This is a genomic window from Flavobacterium jejuense, from assembly GCF_006491595.2.
Classification (GTDB): Bacteria; Bacteroidota; Bacteroidia; order Flavobacteriales; family Flavobacteriaceae; genus Flavobacterium; species Flavobacterium jejuense.
In genome coordinates, this window is record NZ_VEVQ02000003.1 from 390,075 (window position 1) to 410,581 (window position 20,507).

10 protein-coding genes are annotated in these 20,507 nt (G+C 32.4%); 8 read left to right on the plus strand and 2 right to left on the minus strand.

The window, feature by feature from the left end:
- Positions 1-60: 60 nt before the first annotated feature.
- Positions 61-1,974, minus strand: a complete 1,914-nt coding sequence (locus FIA58_RS06835; RefSeq protein ID WP_140961491.1) for a T9SS type A sorting domain-containing protein — start codon at positions 1,972-1,974, stop codon at positions 61-63.
- Positions 1,975-2,504: 530 nt separating this feature from the next.
- Between FIA58_RS06835 and FIA58_RS06840 the strand changes: the two genes are divergently transcribed.
- Positions 2,505-8,393 carry a GEVED domain-containing protein gene (locus FIA58_RS06840; RefSeq protein WP_140961493.1) on the plus strand — a complete coding sequence of 1,963 codons (5,889 nt, stop codon included), beginning with the start codon at positions 2,505-2,507 and terminating at the stop codon, positions 8,391-8,393.
- A gap of 692 nt (positions 8,394-9,085) precedes the next feature.
- Positions 9,086-12,286: a T9SS sorting signal type C domain-containing protein gene (locus FIA58_RS06845; RefSeq protein ID WP_140961495.1), complete on the plus strand. Its 3,201-nt coding sequence runs from the start codon at positions 9,086-9,088 to the stop codon at positions 12,284-12,286.
- On the opposite strand, the gene FIA58_RS06850 is transcribed toward FIA58_RS06845, so the two are convergent.
- Complete coding sequence (locus FIA58_RS06850; protein ID WP_140961497.1) at positions 12,283-12,609, minus strand: hypothetical protein; 327 nt, start codon at positions 12,607-12,609, stop codon at positions 12,283-12,285. The two genes, FIA58_RS06845 and FIA58_RS06850, sit on opposite strands and share 4 nt — an antisense overlap.
- Positions 12,610-12,637: 28 nt before the next feature.
- Between FIA58_RS06850 and FIA58_RS06855 the strand changes: the two genes are divergently transcribed.
- From FIA58_RS06855 to ilvB, 6 genes are all read left to right on the plus strand, one after another.
- Positions 12,638-12,814: a DUF5522 domain-containing protein gene (locus tag FIA58_RS06855; protein ID WP_165928871.1), complete on the plus strand. Its 177-nt coding sequence runs from the start codon at positions 12,638-12,640 to the stop codon at positions 12,812-12,814.
- Between the two features lie 185 nt (positions 12,815-12,999).
- Positions 13,000-14,976 (plus strand): urocanate hydratase, encoded by a 1,977-nt coding sequence (locus tag FIA58_RS06860; RefSeq protein WP_140961500.1) that lies wholly within the window; start codon positions 13,000-13,002, stop codon positions 14,974-14,976.
- Between the two features lie 76 nt (positions 14,977-15,052).
- Complete coding sequence (locus FIA58_RS06865) at positions 15,053-15,577, plus strand: DUF4136 domain-containing protein (protein WP_140961502.1); 525 nt, start codon at positions 15,053-15,055, stop codon at positions 15,575-15,577.
- 583 nt (positions 15,578-16,160) lie between these two features.
- The gene (locus FIA58_RS06870) at positions 16,161-17,066 is read left to right on the plus strand and encodes a branched-chain amino acid transaminase (RefSeq protein WP_140961504.1); all 906 of its coding nucleotides are present in this window, start codon (positions 16,161-16,163) and stop codon (positions 17,064-17,066) included.
- A 1-nt stretch (position 17,067) separates the two neighbouring features.
- Positions 17,068-18,747, plus strand: a complete 1,680-nt coding sequence (ilvD, locus tag FIA58_RS06875) for a dihydroxy-acid dehydratase (RefSeq protein ID WP_140961505.1) — start codon at positions 17,068-17,070, stop codon at positions 18,745-18,747.
- Between the two features lie 11 nt (positions 18,748-18,758).
- Positions 18,759-20,507, plus strand: a complete 1,749-nt coding sequence (gene ilvB / locus FIA58_RS06880) for a biosynthetic-type acetolactate synthase large subunit (protein WP_140961506.1) — start codon at positions 18,759-18,761, stop codon at positions 20,505-20,507.

Sequence of the window (20,507 nt, forward strand, 5' to 3'; positions counted from 1 at the left end):
TTGCAAAATAACAAAAAAAACCCCGATAAAATCGAGGTTTAACATATCTTAAGATATTATTTATTTTCTAGAAATAGATACTTTTTTATCTATATTAAAATTGTCATGAGTAGTTAATTTTACAAAATAAACACCATCACTCAATCCAGAAGTTGAAACTTGAATTTGTTTCGAAGTACCTAGATTCATTTTATTAATTACCAATTTACCAGTTACATCATACAAATTAATTGATTCAACATCTTTTTGCAAAGTATTAAAAACAGTCAATTCTTGATTATCATTGTTTTGATAAACCTCAAAAGATTCCATTATTTCATCATCTAATCCTAAAGTCGAATCGGTATTTTTGAAAGTAATTTCAAATCTTGCTTTATATACTCCTGGGCTTAACGTTATGCTGAAAAAACTATTTTTTATATCATAGTAAATATTTGTCTCTTTATCATGAACAAATATTTCTTGCGCTAAATCAAAATTAATCAATTCATTAACCGTTACTTTAAAAGTAGTTTGGATATCTGCTTTGAAAGCAATTGGCATCTTTTTGTCTACATCAAAAGGCAAAGTTGAAATTACAAATTGTTTGTTTGTGTCTAATGGAAAATACATATCTCTAGGCAAATTAGAGTCTGGTGTTAAACCATCAAGAGCTACATCATAACCATCCGAAGCATTATCATTAAAAGCAATAGCAGTTTCTCTAGTAAATTCATCATTCATAATTGTATGAATTTTAAATTGTGGAACTTGTTTTTTAGAAAACTGGGTATAATCTATGTTTGCAACATTTGGAATTTCTTCCCAATTATTAGATAAATTCACATTGGAATTAGAAGAACGTTCAAATTGAGAATTACTTGCTACTCCTTCTTTAACAAAGGAACGATATAAGTTTTTCATTTGAGCATTACCTGAAGCAACAACACCTCTAATCATAAAGCCCTGACCAACAGGCGTGAACATTCTTTCATAAGAACTTCCTGTGGATGCACCAGTTGTATTTGGAGTACCATCCCCATTATACGTATTCCAAGTTGCTGCTGTATAGGTCCCTGGTAAAAAAGCATTTGTTCCATTTGGAACATAAACACCATATCCTCCTATATATTGAGAAACATAATGAGAAGTAGCTGGTTTTTCATGTTCCCAAAAGTAAGCACTACCATTTATTATAGGCGAACCTGTGAATGAATAAGTACCATCACTATAATTAACTGTATAACCACTATTCTCCAGTAAAAATAAATTTAAATTTATTGCTGACGGATAAGGATTTCCAGTTAATGTTTGATTTGGATAATCTGGTCCAGCAGTATTTCCAACTGGAATTAAAATTGTTCCTTCATTTGGTTTACCTCTAAAATCGTATCGCTGATTATTTCCAGAATTATTGACAACACCTTCATTTGCATCAGCAACAACAGAATCACTTCCTGAAACTCCTTTCATAGTAAACCCTTCTCCTGCATTAACTGTTGAAGTATTGCCCACAAACGTCCATTGACCATATTGATTAGATTGAACATATTTATATATCCATCTTGAAGCAATAGATAAAGAAGAATTTGTTGAAACTCCATTTAAATTTGAAGATGGCAAAATTGTTGCAGCTGAGCTAGAAACTACAGAAGTAGGTCTATTCAATCTAGTTATTCCAAAACTAGCATTTCCAACAGTAGCAGAAGGAACACCTACTGGAGAACACCAATAATTATAACCAAAATTATTAGAAGTACCTTCTTGAAAAACAGACAAGTTACCTAATCCTTGATTCAAACTAGAAGATGTGTTTCCTTGAAGTAATTGAGACTTATTTCTTAAATATAAATTTCCATCATTATCAAGATTAACGTCTTGTTTCACATACAAATAAGTATCATTAACAAAAACATAACTATTTGGACTAACATACATTTGAGCACTCATATCCAAAGTTAACAACACCAAGAAATAAAATAATGTTTTTTTCATAATAATGAAATTTTACTTTTTACACTTTGTAAATATTACAAGCTACAAAAATAATCAAAAAAAAGAATACTTTGTTAATACTTAACAATTTAAATATCAACATAATCTTAAAATCACTACATAAAGATACAAATAAAAAATTATCATACAAGCCAAAATGTGTGAAAAACAATTCATAAATGTTAAAATATGCAATATTATCTAAAGAATTTAGACATTCAACTAAACCTTAACAACACTCGCTTTAATCAAAACTTAACCACATTCATCAATTACACTTTTACATAATATTTAAAAAAACAAAAAAAAAAAACGACGAAAAGCACTTAAAACAGTCAAAATATTATTTATTTAACAAAATTAACAGTTTTTCTATCGGTTGTGTTAAAAAAAAAATTATTTTTGTGTCGTTATTATCTCAGTATCATACTGATAAAAGAAAAAATTATTGATTTAACCATTTGCTTATGAAGTTAATCTACTCTTTTTATAGGGCATGTCCTTTTTTTGTCAAAAAAAAACACAACCTAATGAAAAACAATTTATTAATTGTTTTCACTTTTCTTTTATTTTCACTTAATTCCGTTGGACAATTAAACGATTGTGGTAACGGTGCAGCTGGACAGCTAACTGTCAGCGCTACTTGTTCTCCAGTTTCATTTGATTCATCAAATGGGACAGACTATTGGAATGGTGCATCAGGATGTAATGCTACTGATAATGATGATGCTTGGGGATGGTTTGATGCCACTTCAACTTCAACCACCATAACATATAATAGCACAAGAGATGCTGTATTACATTTATTTACAGGTAATTGTTCAACAGGAATGACACCTATTGCTTGTTCAGACAATACATGGTTTGGAGACGAAACAATTACTTATCCAACCACTCCTGGTGTAAGGTATAGAATAAGAATTCAAAGATACCAATCTAACGGAAATATGACTGGTACCATATGTGTTTATTCAGCTGTTCCACCTCCTACAATTACTAGTTTCACTCCATCAAATGGATGTGTAGGGTCAACTTTTAACATAACAGGAACAAATTTCACAGGTGCTACTACTGTAACAATAGGTGGTACAAATGTTACTTCTTTTACTGTAAATTCAGCTACTTCAATAACTGCAACAGTCGGAACTGGAAGCACAGGATTTATTACAGTAACAACTCCTAGCGGAACAGCTACTTCTTTTGGAATTTTCACAGTATTAACAACACCTACAATCACATCTCAACCTTCAGCTACATTGATATGTAAACCTGGTAATGGCTCTTTTAGCGTAACAGCTTCTGGAGCGGTAACATACCAATGGAGAAGAAATGGAATAAATTTAACAAACACAGCTCCATATAGTGGTGTAAACACTGCAACCCTAACCTTAACTAATCCTGCATTAGCTATTGCAGGTACATTTGATGTAGTAGTTGGAAACGGATTCTGTTCCACAACATCAAATTCCGCTACTTTGACAATAGATTCTACTCCAGTAATCACTACACAACCAGTTTCTACAACAATATGTGAATCTGGATCTGGCTCATTTAACGTAGTAGCAACTGGTGGTACAAACTATCAATGGAGAAGAAATGGAGTAAACTTAACAAATACAGCACCATATAGTAATGTTAACACTGCTACTTTAACTATTACAAGTCCTTCAGCAGCTATAGCTGGAAATTTTGATGTTATTATAACTTCCTCTTCTGGTTGTTCAGTCGCCTCTAATGCAGCTACCTTGACAATTAATCCAGTTCCAGCAAACCCAGCAAACCCTACTAGTAATTCTCCTCAATGTAACCCAACAGGAGTCACTTTAACAAGAACTGGAACACCTCCAGCAGGAGAAACTTGGTATTGGCAAACAACTTTAGGAGGAACTGACACTACGAACAACAACACAACTTATAATGTCAATATCTCAGGAACCTATTACATTAGATCTAGAAACAACACTACTGGTTGTTGGAGTTCTGGAGAAGGTAGTTTAACTGTCACTATAAACAATACATTAACAACAACAGCTACAACTCCAAACCCAACTGATTCCACCTCAGGAATTTGTTACCTAGGATCTGGATCTGTTACTTCTATAAGCTGGACAGCTGTTGCTGGTGCAACTTCATATGATGTATATTTTGGAGCTGGAAGCTTACCTGTAATTTTAACTGCAAATGTAGCTACAAACTCATACAATACAGGAGCATTAAGTGCTTCAACAACATATTACTGGAAAGTTGTTCCAAGAAATGCTTGCGGAATTACTTCGGGAACACCAATAGTTTGGAACTTTACAACAACCAACAAGCCATGCTACTGTAATTCCTCAGGAGGAACTTATCCAGACGGTATTACTGGTGTACAATTTAACACAATAAACAATACTGGAACAACTGTTAGCTCAAGTTACACAGATTTTACTGGAATTTCTACAACTGTATTAAAAGGGATATCGTACAATCTTAATGTATACATAAACACTGGAGGCAACTATACACATTATCAAACCGTATGGATTGATTGGAATGGAAATGGTTTATTTACAGATGCAGGAGAATCTTACAATTTAGGCACAACAGTTAATGTAACAAATGGTCTAAGTTCATCATGCCCTTTGTCAATTTCTGTTCCAGCTGGAGCTATAACTGGTCAAACTAGAATGAGAATTCAATGTAAATACAGTTCTGTAACTGGAAATTCTTGTGCAACAGGTTTTGATGGTGAAGTAGAAGATTATACTTTAAACATTATTCCTGCATCACCATGTGCAACTCCTACAACTCAACCGACAGCTTTATCATTAAGCCCAACAGGTACTTTTATATCAGGATCATTTACTCCTGCTTCACCAGCTCCAAACAACTATTTAGTAGTTTACAATACAACTGGAATTACACCTTCTCCTTCAAATAGCTCTACTTATTCTGTAGGGGGAACTATTGGAGCAGGCAATTTTGTTGTATCGAATAACAATAGTACCTCTTTTACAATTACAGGACTAACAAATACAACCACATATTATGTATTTGTATTTTCATACAATTCTTTTTGTACTGGTGGACCAAGATATAATATATCAAGTCCTCTAACAGGATTCACAACCACTAATACACAGAATTATTGCACTCCTTCTGTAACTGCTGGCTTACAATCTGCAAATTACATTACTCAAGTGGATTTCCTAGGTAATATTACCAATTCTAGCAATACATCAACATACTCATCAAATCCAGCAGGGTTTCAAGATTTTTCTTCTTTAACTCCTAAAGCTTCTCAAGCTCAAGGCGAAGGAGTCAACATTTTCGTAGACACAAACAGAAATAATGCTGTTTATATGAAAGCTTGGGTTGATTGGAATAAAGACAATCTATTTGACAATACAACAGAAATTGTTTACCAATCTACCAGTGGGTTTTTAAATACCACTTTTGGGTTTATTATTCCTACAACAGCTACACCTGGTGACTACAGAATTAGAATAAGAATAAGCACAGGAAACAATACTTTTACATCTTGTGGTAATTTAACAAATAACGGAGAAACAGAAGATTACACATTTACAGTAATTGCAAATTGCGCTACTAAAATCCAAACCATCTCATCTGCTACAAGATGCGGCACTGGAACAGTAACATTAGGAGCAACTGGAACAGCTGGAACAACTCAATACAGATGGTACTCCGCTAAAACAGGAGGTGTACTTGTTGGAACTTCTGCAACAACCTCTTGGACAACCCCTTCAATCTCAACAAAAACAGCATACTATGTAACTGCGTATAATGGTTCATGTGAATCATTATTCAGAACAGAAGTTATAGCTTATGTAAACCCAATATCAACTATTACATTTACAACATCGAGTCCTGAAATTTGTGGAGAAGACAGTATAATAGACCTTTCTGCAAACACAACAACTGAACAAGTATATCTTATAGATGAAAATTTTGAAAGTGGTCTAGGTGTTTTTGCTAATAATAGTATTGCAACTCCAAATGCTTCAATAACCGATTGGCAAATTAGAAATAGTACATATGTACCTGCTTATCCTACATATCCTGTTTGGTATCCCGCAATTTCTTCAGGATTTAGTCCAAATCAATTTGTAATGTCAACTTCTGATTTAGCAACTGGTGGTAATTCTTTTGGTAAAGTAGAAACTGCTTTAGAGTCTACAACAGTTAATACAACTGGTTTCTTGAATTTAACATTATCATTTAGAATGTATTTTTCTAGTTACAATGATAGTAATAGTGCAACATCAGAGTTTGTAACATTAGAATACAAAAACGGTTCAGGTGCATGGACAGCTGTTCCTTCTGGTTTATATTTATCCGATATAGGCATTGGAACTGATTTTGCTACCCAAACTATAAATATGAGTTCATATACTGGCATCTCTTCTTTACAAATAAGATTAAGATATAAAGCAGGATGGTGTGATGGTGTAGCAATAGATGATGTTCAATTATATGGAGATAGGACTTTAACCCCGGCATTTACTTGGACAAGTGCCTTACCTGTAGACGCTTATATTGATGCTGCTTGTACTATACCTTACACAAGTGGAACTCCTATTTCAACAGTATATGTAAAACCAACTGTTGCTCAATTAGAAACTCCAACTTATTCATTTACTGCAAATGCTAATTTAGCTAATGGATGTACAACCAGTTCTACAATAAATGTTACTAACAAAACTAAAATTTGGAAAGGCACATCTTCATCTGATTGGAATAACCCAAACAACTGGTTACCTGTTGGTATTCCTGATATTAATACATGTGTAATTATACCAAGTTCAGCTACAAATACTTTATTAAACACTAGCCCAAGCGGAAACGGTAAGAATTTAGTAATAAAGCCAGGAGCTACTTTAAATATTCAAAATAATCAATCTTTAACAATTAAAGAAAATGTAATTAACAATGGTACATTCAACCTTGACAACAACACTAGTTTAGTTCAAATAGACAATGTAATTAACTCTGGAAGCGGTATCATGACTATGAATAGAACAGCCACAACTAATAATACTTCTGACTATATATATTATTCTTCTCCTGTAGGAAGCTTCCCTGTAACAAGTATTCCTGGAAGCCCTAGATATATTTGGGAACCAACAGTAAATAGAGCCCCAACTTATCCTAGTAATTTTGGCAATTGGATTAGCGCAAGTGGAAATATGACAATAGGCAGAGGATACATAGCAAGGCAAGGTGTAGCAGGATTAAAATCGGTTAATTTTACAGGCATTTTTAATAATGGAAATATTTCAACTCCAATAAGTAGAAGTACATATAATGGTGTAAATTATACTGGACCAACCCCAACTCCTATTACAAAAGATGATGATAATTTAAATTTAATTGGAAATCCTTACCCATCTGCAATTAATGCAATTGACTTCCTTACTGCAAATACAAATCTTGAAGGTTTTGTAAAAATATGGACACACGGAACAGCTTTAAGCTCTTCTACTACAAGTCCTTTTTATCAAAATTTCCAAAGCAATTACTCCATAAATGATTATATCACATATAATTCCAGTGGTTCCTCTTCAGGACCAGGTGTTTTTGGCGGCTTTATTGGTTCAGGACAAGGATTTTTTGTACAAATGAAACATACAACTACTGCAACTACAGAAAATGTAACATTTACAAACAACATGAGAAGTGCTACATATAGCAATAGCCAGTTTTATAGAAATGAAAATAACACTGTTATAGAAGCAAATAGAATTTGGTTAGACCTTACAAAAGAGAACGGTCCATCAGTAAGAACATTAGTTGGATATATTACAAATGCTACTAATGATATAGATAGGCTTTATGATGCACCAGCTTTAAATAAAAATTATTTTGATATCTATTCTATTTCTACTACATCTACTGAAAAACTAAACATACAAGGTAGAGCTCTTCCATTTGTAGAATATGACACTGTTCCAATTGGAGCTTATATTGCGCAAAATGGCAATTATACAATTAGCATAGGAGCAGTTGATGGCTTATTCAGCAATTCAGATCAAAATATTTACTTAGAAGATTTACAAAATGGAATCATTCATGATCTAAGACTTACACCATATAGCTTTACTTCAAATGCTGGAAATATTGACAATAGATTCATTCTAAGGTTTAATAATACAGATAACTTATTAGGAAATTCTGATTTTGATACCAATGAGAATGAAGTTTTAATTATGACAGATGAAAACTTAACTATCAAATCTCTTACTACTAATATCCATTCTATTGAAATTTATGATATTCTAGGAAGAAACATTACAATGGTAAATAAAATTAATTCTCTAGAAAAAGAAATCAAAAATATTCAAAAAAATAATGCCCCAATAATTATTAAAATAAAACTTGAAAATGGATTTATTCTTAATAAAAAGCTTGTTTTTTAAAAAATCATAGAAATTAATCTTAATAGAAAAAGAGGTTGTTCATTATTTTTGGACAACCTCTTTTTTTTTATTCCAACAAAACTCAACACCTCATTAATTTCAGAAAGGCAACTTAATTTTTCAGACTCCTTCATATGAAAATCTGATATAAATTAATGTATTTATTATTTTTTTTAAATCAACTTTTTTTAAAAATATTGCATTTCTATTTATCGATAGAATAATGCTTTTTATCGACACATTGTTTTCAACTACCTAAATTTCATTAATTAAGAATCAATAGTCTTTACTTTTATGATAATTAGCGTACAAAATTCTATGATTCATAATCAAAGTATTTTTTTTTATTTCAGAACAAATAGGCTTATTCACTAATATATCAAACGAAAACAAAAGATCATATCTATAATATTTTAACAAAAAATAAAAAAATATCATTAATATTAACAAAATTTATATTTTTATTATAAATTAATATATAAATAACACATATTTATTAAGAAATTTAAGAATAAAATAACCGAAAATCTAAAAAAACAAAACTATTTTACAATGAACAACTATTTTTTAACAAGAAAAATATTTCTTTTTAACATTTTTTTAACAAGAAAAGAAAAATCAATAAAAATATTTTTCAAATTATTCCAAAAAAATCAAAAACACATTCGTTTAATGCTATTAATCAATGCTTTATGAAAAAAAATTACTTAACATTTATCGCAACTATATTCTTCTTTTTCATATTTAACTTTCAAAGAATATATGCTCAAACACCATCTAACGATGATTGTTCATCTGCTATAGCTTTAACAATTAATTCGAGTTGCACATATACAGGTTACACTAATATGTCCGCTACTGCATCTAGCTCACCATCAACACCACCTTTACCAGGTTGTGCAACTTATGTAGATGGAGATGTTTGGTTCTCATTTGTAGTCCCTGCAAATGGAAGAGTTGCAGTAGACATACAAGAAGGAACAATGAATGATTCTGGAATGGCATGGTATACAGGAACATGTAGTTCATTAACACTTTTGGAATGTGACGATGATGGTAGCCCTAATGGATCTGGATATATGTCATATATAAATAGATCCGATTTAACCCCTGGAAACACTATCTTTGTAAGAGTTTGGGGATACAATAATTCATATGGAACATTTGGCATTTGCGCTACCTCAGCAAGTACTCCTACATGTACTCTTGGAGATGGTACAGGAACTTCTGAATTAGGATGTCCATCAGTCGTTTCTGGTGGACTTAATTTAAATGGAGCCGATCCAGACCCTATAAACTGCTCAGCAACTTCAACCTGTGTAGATTTAGAAGCAACTTATTTAAATTTAGGAGAAACTACCTCGTATTTGGTTGAATCAATTGCTTATAATCCTCCATATCAATTTGGTTGTTTAACAAACCCCGTTAGTGTTAATACGGATGATGTTTGGTCACCAACAATAAATTTACCTTTTGACTTCTGTTTTTATGGTAATACCTATAATCAATGTTTAATTGGATCTAATGGTGTTATTACCTTTGATCTAACTAGTAATTCTCCAGGAGGAACTTGTGGATGGAGTTTTAATGCAAATCTACCTATCGTTGGAGATTCTTCTTTAATTGAAAATGCAATTTTTGGTGTCTTTCACGACATAGATCCTACCTATGGAGGAGAAGTAGGTTGGGAATTAATCACACTTAACACCGGTTGCCGTGCTTTAGTAGCCTCTTGGAATGATGTTCCTATGTATGAAGAAAATTCGATATTATATACCGGAATGATTGTTCTATATGAGAACACTAATGTCATTGAAGTATATATACAAGAAAAGAATATAGACAATTTTGGAGCAGGAACTTGGAATGATGGAAATGCAGTTGTAGGTATCCAAAATGCGGATGGAACAATAGCAACTGTAGCACCTAATAGAAATGGACTAGATACAAATTGGGCTGTAACGAACGAAGCTTGGAGATTTGTACCAAATGGAACATCAATTACAACTATAAAATGGTATGAAGGCACAGGAACATCTGGTCCAGTTGTAGGAACAACAGACCAAATAAATGTATGCCCCACATCGACTACAACTTACACTGCAGAGGTAACTTACACTCTTTGTGGTGGTGCTACATTAGTTGAATTGGATGAAACTACCGTAACCATAGACACAGGAAGAATATGGACAGGAGCAGTAAGTACTAATTGGAACAATAGTAACAACTGGTCTCCAACAACTATACCAACAGCTTCAGACTGTGTAATAATTCCATCAACTGCTAACGATCCTATAATTTCAGGGACCAATTACAATGCTTTTGGATTAAACTTAACAATAGAAAACGGAGCTACACTTACTGTAAATTCAACAAATAATTTAACCGTAATAGATTGGATTAATATTAATCCATCTGGAAATCTTGAATTACAAAATAGTTCTAGCTTAATTCAAGTTAATAATACATCTAATACTGGAACAATGAACATGACTAGAAATGTTGATATACAATTATATGATTATGTATATTGGTCATCTCCAGTTTCAGATTACACACTAAGCAATATCAATGGTAGCAATCGTTATAAATGGGAACCTACTCAAACCACTTCATATATTAGTAACTTTGGAAACTGGGTCTCAACAAATGAAAACATGATAAATGGTAAAGGATATATAGTAAGAGCTCCTAACTCATTTACAAATTCATTACAAACTTTATCTACAACTTTCTCAGGAACACCAAATAATGGAGACATCATAACAACTATAAAAAGAAGCAATTATGATGGAGCAAATTATACTGGACCTACTTCTACACCAGTAACAAAAGATGATGATAATTGGAATTTAATAGGAAACCCATACCCATCATCTATTAATGCAATAGATTTCTTAACTCAAAACAGTAATATTGATGGTTTCATAAAAATATGGACACATGGAAATATCCCAAATTCAGCTGAAGCTGATCCATTTTACGAAAACTATGCTTATAACTATTCATTAAGTGACTATATCACTTACAATGCCTCAGGGAGTTCTTCTGGACCAGGAGTTTTTGGAAACTATATAGCCGCATCTCAAGGCTTCTTTGTTTTAATGAATCACACTAGCACTAGCACAAATGAAAATGTCATATTTAACAATTCAATGAGAAGTAACGCATACGATAATTCTCAATTTTTCAGAACAAATCCTAATTCTCAAATAGAAAAAAACAGAATATGGTTAGACCTAATTTCAGAAAACGGTTCTACAGCTAGAACATTAATTGGCTATATCACTAATGCAACCAATATAATTGACAGACTTTATGATGCTCCAGCTCCAAATAAAAATAATTTTGATATTTATTCTATAAACGAGAATAAAAAATTAAACATTCAAGGCCGTTCTCTTCCTTTCAATGAAACTGATTTGGTTTCACTTGGAGTATATTTACCTCAATCAGGTAACTACTCAATAGGTATTGGAACGTTAGATGGGTTATTTGAAAATCTTAACCAAAATATTTACATTGAAGATTTACAAACTGGCATCATTCATGATTTAAGAATTACACCATACAGTTTTACCTCTAATGATTCAGGGAATATCGACAATCGTTTTGTGTTAAGATATACAAATAATACATTAGACAATTCAGATTTTATTTCAACAGAAAATGAAATAATTGTCTTAACAAGTGATAATTTAATTATAAAATCTACTAAAACAGAAATTGAATCAATTAAAATATATGATATACTAGGTAGAAATCTAGCCTCAATGAAAAATGTAAATTCGACTGAATTAACAGTCCAAAATTTACAAAAAAATAATACTACATTAATAGTTCAAATAAAATTAACCAATGGAATAATTATTAATAAAAAAGTAATATTCTAAAAATACTTAACCCAACTCCAAAAAGACCTTTTCTTTAAATAGTTAAGGTCTTTTTCATGAGAATAGGCTTCCCTTTCAAATGAAATATTTCTGTAAGCAGTATTCCAATTTTTATGCTTTAAAAAACGAATAAAAAATTCTATAAAATACCATACAAAAAAAGGAAAAACCAATAACTCAAATTGTTGCCTAATATGAATTTTTTCATGGTTAACAAGCACTTCATTTTGCTTATCTTTTTTATGTAAAAGAATTATAAACGGAAAAAAAGTAATCCCTTTATACCCTTTTGGAATTAAATATTTCACAACTAGTATAATCATATGCCACAAAGTTGCTAAATTTGTACTTATGAACAATACACTTAATCCAAATAATTTAAAAGAAGGAGAAGATTTTTATTACACTCCAGAAGGCTATAAGTGTTTTACTGAAACCTACCATTTAAAAAGAGGATATTGCTGTAAAAGTGGATGCCGTCATTGTCCTTATGGTTTTGATAAAAAAACGGGTGCAATAAAAAAATAAAAATGGACATTCTATTATTACGATATAAAATAAAAATTCATAAAACCTATCACAGGTCAGACATTCGTTATCCATAGATTTATAAAGGCGTGCCCTCCATTTCATTCCGGTCGGGCTATCCGCACTACAAGGTAGTTTGCTCCTATCCCTCACGCAAAAAGAATAGCATCAAAAAAATAATTAAAATGACATTTAAAGAACAAATACAACAAGGAATTCCAAATGAATTACCTAATGTAAAACCATACGAAACACAAATCAATCACGCTCCTAAAAGAAAAGAAATTCTTTCAGATGAGGAAAAAAAATTAGCTCTTCAAAATGCTCTACGCTACTTTGAACCAAAACATCATGCTACATTACTACCAGAATTTAGAGATGAACTAGAAAAATACGGTCGTATATACATGTATCGCTTTCGTCCAGATTATGAAATGAAAGCAAGACCTATTTCAGAATACCCAGGAAAAAGTGAACAAGCTAAAGCTATTATGTTAATGATTCAAAATAATTTAGACTATGCAGTTGCCCAGCACCCTCACGAATTAATTACTTATGGTGGAAACGGTGCTGTTTTTCAAAATTGGGCTCAATACCTACTCACTATGCAATATTTGTCGGAAATGACAAACGAGCAGACCTTGGCCATGTACTCAGGTCATCCAATGGGCTTATATCCAAGCCACAAAGATGCACCAAGAGTTGTAGTTACCAATGGTATGGTAATTCCCAATTACTCCAAACCAGATGACTGGGAAAAAATGAATGCTCTTGGAGTTTCCCAATATGGTCAAATGACTGCTGGAAGTTATATGTATATTGGTCCACAAGGAATTGTACACGGAACAACAATTACCGTTTTAAACGGATTTAGAAAGATTAAAAAAATACCACTAGGTGGTTTATTTGTGACTTCTGGTTTAGGAGGTATGTCTGGAGCACAACCAAAAGCAGGTAACATTGCAGGTTGTGTAACTGTTTGTGCAGAAGTCAATCCAAAAATCACTCATATTCGCCATTCACAAGGCTGGATAAATGAGATCGTTGAAGATATTAACAAATTAGTTCCAAGAGTTAAAACAGCTATAGAAAACAAAGAGGTAGTTTCAATTGCTTATTTAGGAAATATAGTTGATGTTTGGGAACGTTTTGATAAAGAAAACTTACATATCGATTTAGGTTCAGATCAAACTTCATTACACAATCCTTGGGCTGGAGGCTATTATCCAATTGGATTTACTTTTGAAGAATCCAATGATATGATGGCAAACAATCCATCAAAATTCAAAGAAGAGGTCCAAAAAACATTACGTCGACATGCGGATGCAATTAACAAACATACAGAAAAAGGTACCTATTTCTTTGATTATGGAAATGCCTTTTTATTAGAAGCTTCACGTGCAGGAGCAAATATTATGGCTTCAAATGGAATTGATTTCAAATATCCAAGTTACGTGCAAGACATTATGGGACCAATGTGCTTCGATTACGGATTTGGTCCATTTCGCTGGGTTTGTGCTTCAGGAAAACCAGAAGATTTAGCTAAAACAGATGAAATTGCCTGTACTGTTTTAGAAGAAATGATGAAAAACGCTCCAAATGAAATCCAACAACAAATGGCAGATAATATTCAATGGATAAAAGGAGCTCAAGAAAACAAATTAGTGGTTGGTTCACAAGCTAGAATACTTTATGCTGATGCAGAAGGTAGAATAAAAATTGCCGAAGCATTTAATAAAGCCATAGCAAAAGACGAAATTGGTTATGTAATATTAGGAAGAGATCACCACGACGTTTCAGGAACAGATTCTCCATACAGAGAAACTTCAAATATTTATGACGGATCCCGTTTCACAGCCGACATGGCAATCCAAAATGTAATTGGAGATAGTTTTAGAGGTGCTACATGGGTATCTATTCACAATGGAGGTGGTGTAGGATGGGGTGAAGTTATTAACGGTGGTTTCGGCATGGTTCTTGATGGTACTAAGGAAGCGTCAAGACGCTTAGAATCAATGCTTTTTTGGGATGTAAATAACGGAATTTCAAGAAGAAGTTGGGCTAGAAATGAAGGTGCTATTTTTGCAATTAAAAGAGCTATGGAGACGCAACCTTTATTAAAAGTTACCATCCCTAATATAGTAGATGAAAAATTATTGTAGTTTCATGTTTAAAGTTTCAAATTAAAACTTTATAAACAACTTTATGACTGAAACCTAAAACTTAAATTATATTGTTATGAAAGCACTAAAATTAATTCCATTAGTAACACTACTTGTATTAACATCTTGTAGTTCTGTTAGAGTGAATGCCGATTATGATAAAAAAGCAAACTTTGGCAGTTATAAAACGTATGCCTATTTAAAAAGCAGTATCGATAAAGCAGAAATTTCCGACCTAGATAAAAAACGAATTCTTCGATCTATAGATGAAGTAATGAGTTCAAAAGGTTTTAGCAAAAGTGAAAATCCAGACATGCTAGTAGGTATCTTTACTAAAGAACGTGAACGCATCAATGTATATAACAATGCTGGTTGGGGATTTGGATGGGGCTGGAATCCATATTGGGGAATGAATTATAATAGAACTTATGTAACTCAAGAAGGCACTTTATTTATTGATATTTTGGATGCGAAATCTAAAGAAATGGTTTGGCAAGGAGAAGGAAGCGGTTATTTAACCAAAGACACTAATAAAAAAGATGAAAGAATTATGGAATTCGTTTCAAAAATTTTAGAACAATATCCTCCAACAATAAAATAATTTTAACTCATTTAATAAAAAAGAAATCAAAACATTTGTTTTTTCTGTAAAAAAATGATTTTTAAGATTAAAAACTAATCATTTTAATAAAAATGTTATGTAGTTTATAAAAAAACATATTTTTTATAAATATTTTTTTTACTTTTGTATAAGTTAATGAAACACATGTATAAAACAGTTATTATTATTGTCTCTATTATTATTCCACTTTTGGGATAGGAGACTTTATGTAAAAACATATTAGAAGCCTCCTTTTTAGGAGGCTTTTTTTATTTAAAAAATTGATTCAAAAATGAATAATCTAGTATTAATTATTGTCATTATTATTATTCGTCCTCTAAAACGAGTCAGGTAATTATGATTATACAGTAAAGCCTTTCTCATAAAAGAAAGGCTTTTTTTTTGTAGAAAAAACAGTTATCAAGTATAAATGAGATTCTAGCATCATAAAATAAAAAACACAAAACAATGAAAATCAATAACTTAAATCGAATAAAGCATTTTTAAATATTGTATAACTAATTAACACAAGACAAACTAACAGAAGTCACAATAGTACATTTACAATTTATTACAATAAAAAATGAATACAAATACAAACCCATATTACAACGAAAAAACAATGCTTTTTTTCAATGGCAAATTTAAAAAAGCAGCAACAACTACAACCGATCTTTACGGTCAAACATTACATTATGGTTACGGAGCATTTGAAGGAATTCGAGCCTATAATACCTCATCTGGAACTAAAATATTTAAAGCAACCGAACACTATGAAAGATTAAAAAAATCATGTGAACTTATAAATATTCCATTCCAATATAACATTGATGAATTAATTGAAAGATCATACGAATTATTAGAAGTTAATAATCTTACAGATGCATATTTAAGACCAATAGTCTTTTGTGACCCTAATATGAGTTTATCTAAACCTAATGGCGTAAATATAATGATATGCGCTTGGAAATGGGGCACTTACTTAGGTAATAACTTATTAAACCTAGCAGTATCTTCTTACTGCAGACCTCATCCAAAATCCATTAAAATTGAAGCAAAAGTTTGCGGTCACTACATCAATTCAATTCTAGCAACTAATGAAGCAAAAAACAAAGGTTTTGATGAAGCATTACTATTAGATACAGATAATTTTGTCGCAGAAGGACCTGGTGCAAACTTATTTTTTGAAAAAAAAGGTCAATTATTCACTCCTCAATTAGGCAACATTTTACCTGGTATTACTCGAGCAACAATAATTGAACTTTGTAAAAAATTAGATATTAAAGTACACGAAGGACAATACAATTTAGAACAACTTGTAGATGCTGACGCTGCTTTTTATTGCGGAACAGCAGCAGAAGTTGTTGGAATAAGAGCAATCGATGAAAAAGAATTTCAATTAGATTGGGAAAAAAGCTTAGGAAAAAAATTACAATCAGCCTATAAAAATTTAGTATTAGAACAAGAACTTGTTTTACAAAATCAATAAAATGGAATTAAACAAACATAGTAAAACCGTTACACAAGACCCCACTCAACCAGCTGCTCAAGCCATGCTCTATGGAATTGGTTTAGATGACAAACAATTAGCACAACCATTCATTGGCATTGCTTCAATGGGTTATGATGGAAACACATGCAACATGCATTTGAATCATTTGGCTTCACTAATCAAACAAGAAGTAAATGAAACCAATATGGTTGGACTTATCTTTAACACTATTGGAATTAGCGATGGAATAACGAATGGCACTGATGGAATGCGTTATTCTCTAGTTAGTAGAGAAATTATTGCCGATAGTATAGAAAGTGTAGTAGATGGTCATTATTATGATGCCATAATTGCAATTCCAGGTTGTGACAAGAATATGCCAGGTTCTATAATGGCAATGGGCCGTTTAAATCGCCCTTCCATAATGGTATATGGTGGCACAATTGCTCCAGGCAAATACCAAGGTAAGGATTTGAATATCGTTTCCGCTTTCGAAGCCTTAGGGGAAAAAATTGCAGGAAAAATATCAGAAGAAGAATTCAAAGGAATTATTAAAAATTCGTGTCCAGGTGCAGGTGCTTGTGGAGGAATGTATACTGCAAACACTATGGCAATTGCTATCGAAGCTCTTGGAATGAGTCTTCCCTACTCTAGTTCTAACCCTGCAGTTTCTCATGAAAAAATGGAAGAATGTAAACAAGCAGCTACTTATATCAAACTACTTTTAGAAAAAAATATCTGTCCAAGAGACATCATGACATTTGAAGCTTTTGAAAATGCAATCACTACTTTAATTGCTCTTGGAGGAAGCACAAATGCAGTCTTACATATTATCGCTATGGCAAAAAGTGTAGGCGTAAAAATTACTCAAGATGATTTTCAAAGAATCAGTAACAAAACACCTTTAATAGCCGATTTTAAACCAGGTGGTAATTACCTAATGCAAAATCTTCATGAAAAAGGTGGTGTGCCAATGGTTTTAAAATATTTACTTTCCAAAGGAATGCTTCATGGGAATTGCTTAACAGTAACTGGAAAAACGTTAGCTGAAAATTTAAAAGACATAATAGATATTGATTTCGAAAGTCAGAATATTATTCGACCTATCGAAAAACCAATAAAAGAAACAGGACATCTTCAAATTTTATACGGCAACCTAGCCACAAAAGGTTCGGTAGCTAAAATTACAGGAAAAGAAGGTGAAAAATTTTCTGGCCCAGCCAAAGTATTTGACGGTGAAAAAGAACTAATTAAAGGAATTGAAGATAAAAAAATTCAAGCAGGTGATGTGATTGTTATTCGTTATGTAGGCCCAAAAGGAGGTCCAGGAATGCCAGAAATGCTAAAACCAACCTCTGCTATTATAGGTGCTGGTTTAGGCAAAAGCGTAGCCTTGATTACAGATGGAAGGTTCAGTGGTGGAACTCATGGTTTCGTCGTCGGACATATTTCACCAGAAGCTTATGATGGTGGAACTATTGCTTTAGTTAAAGATGGGGATTTAATCGAATTAGATGCTATAAATAATTCCATTCATCTGGCTATTTCAGATTCCGAATTAGAAAATAGAAAAAAAGCTTTTGTACAACCAAAACCAAAAGTTATTAAAGGAGTTTTATACAAATATTTAAAATTAGTAACAGACGCATCTGAAGGTTGTGTTACTGACGAACTATAATACGATTACTCATGGAAACAGTAGAACAAAATACATTAGAAAACAACATTGGAAAAACCCATAATGTTTCAGGAAGTTTAGCGGTTATAGATGCTTTATTGTCTGAAGATATCACAACAGTCTTTGGCTATCCTGGTGGAGCCATTATGCCTATTTATGATGCTTTATATGATTTTAATGATAGTCTTAATCATATTTTAGTACGTCATGAGCAAGGTGCAATCCATGCAGCACAAGGATATGCTCGTGTCAGTGGCAAAACAGGTGTGGTATTTGCAACTAGTGGTCCTGGTGCTACAAACTTAGTAACTGGTTTGGCTGATGCCCAAATTGATTCTACTCCATTAGTATGTATTACTGGTCAAGTTTTCGCTCATTTGTTAGGAACAGATGCCTTTCAAGAAACAGATGTAATCAATATCACTACCCCTATTACCAAATGGAATTACCAAGTGACAGATGCTAATGAAATTCCAGAAGTATTAGCGAAAGCCTTTTTTATTGCGAGTTCTGGAAGACCTGGACCCGTTTTAATTGACATAACCAAAAACGCTCAATTACAACTCTTTGACTACAAAGGATACAGACAATGTGTGCACGTAAGAAGCTACAGAGCAGAGCCTATAGTAAGAAATGAATATATAGAGCAAGCCGCTAAACTAATTAACGAAGCAAAAAAACCATTTGTTATTTTTGGTCAAGGTGTTATTTTAGGTAATGCAGAAAAAGAATTCTTGGCTTTCATTGAAAAAGCTGGTTTACCTACAGCATGGACGATAATGGGAATGAGTGCTATTCCAACCAATCATCCTCTTGGTGTAGGAATGTTAGGAATGCATGGAAACTATGGACCAAATTACTTAACTAACGAATGCGATGTACTAATTGCTGTTGGTATGCGATTCGACGATCGAGTTACTGGACGTTTAGATAAATATGCAAAACAAGCAAAAGTAGTACACCTAGACATTGACCCTGCAGAAATTGATAAAAACGTAGCTACAACAGTTGCTGTTTGGGGAAATTGTAAAGAAACATTACCGCTTTTAACTGCATTGGTAGAAGAAAAAACACATACTGAATGGTTCAAAGAATTTGACATCAAAAAAGAAAAGGAAACTACTCAATTAATTACAAAAGAATTAAACCCAACAGAAGGTGAATTAACCATGGGCGAAGTACTAAACGTTCTAAACGAGTTAACCAATGGTGAAGCCGTAATTGTAACTGATGTAGGCCAACATCAAATGGTAGCTTGCAGATATGCAAAACAAACTAAATCGAGAAGTAATATTACGAGTGGTGGTTTAGGAACCATGGGATTTGCTTTGCCAGCTGCTATTGGAGCAAAATTTGGAGCTCCAGAAAGAGAAGTCATTGCGATTATGGGCGATGGTGGTGCACAAATGAACATTCAAGAATTAGGAACGATTATGCAATTTAAACCCAATGTAAAAATTCTAATTCTAAACAACAGTTTCCTAGGAATGGTAAGACAGTGGCAAGAATTATTTCATAAAAAGCGCTATTCATTTACTGATATTCAAAGCCCCAATTTTGTAACATTAGCCAGTGCTTATAACATAGCTGGTAAACAAATTTCAAAAAGAGAAGAATTGAAAGCTAGCTTAAAAGAAATGTTAGATCATCCAGAATCTTATTTATTAGAGGTTGCTGTTTTACATGAAGATAATGTATTCCCAATGGTGCCTCAAGGAAAAGGAGTGGCTGAAATTGTATTAAGTAAAGAAGAAATCTAA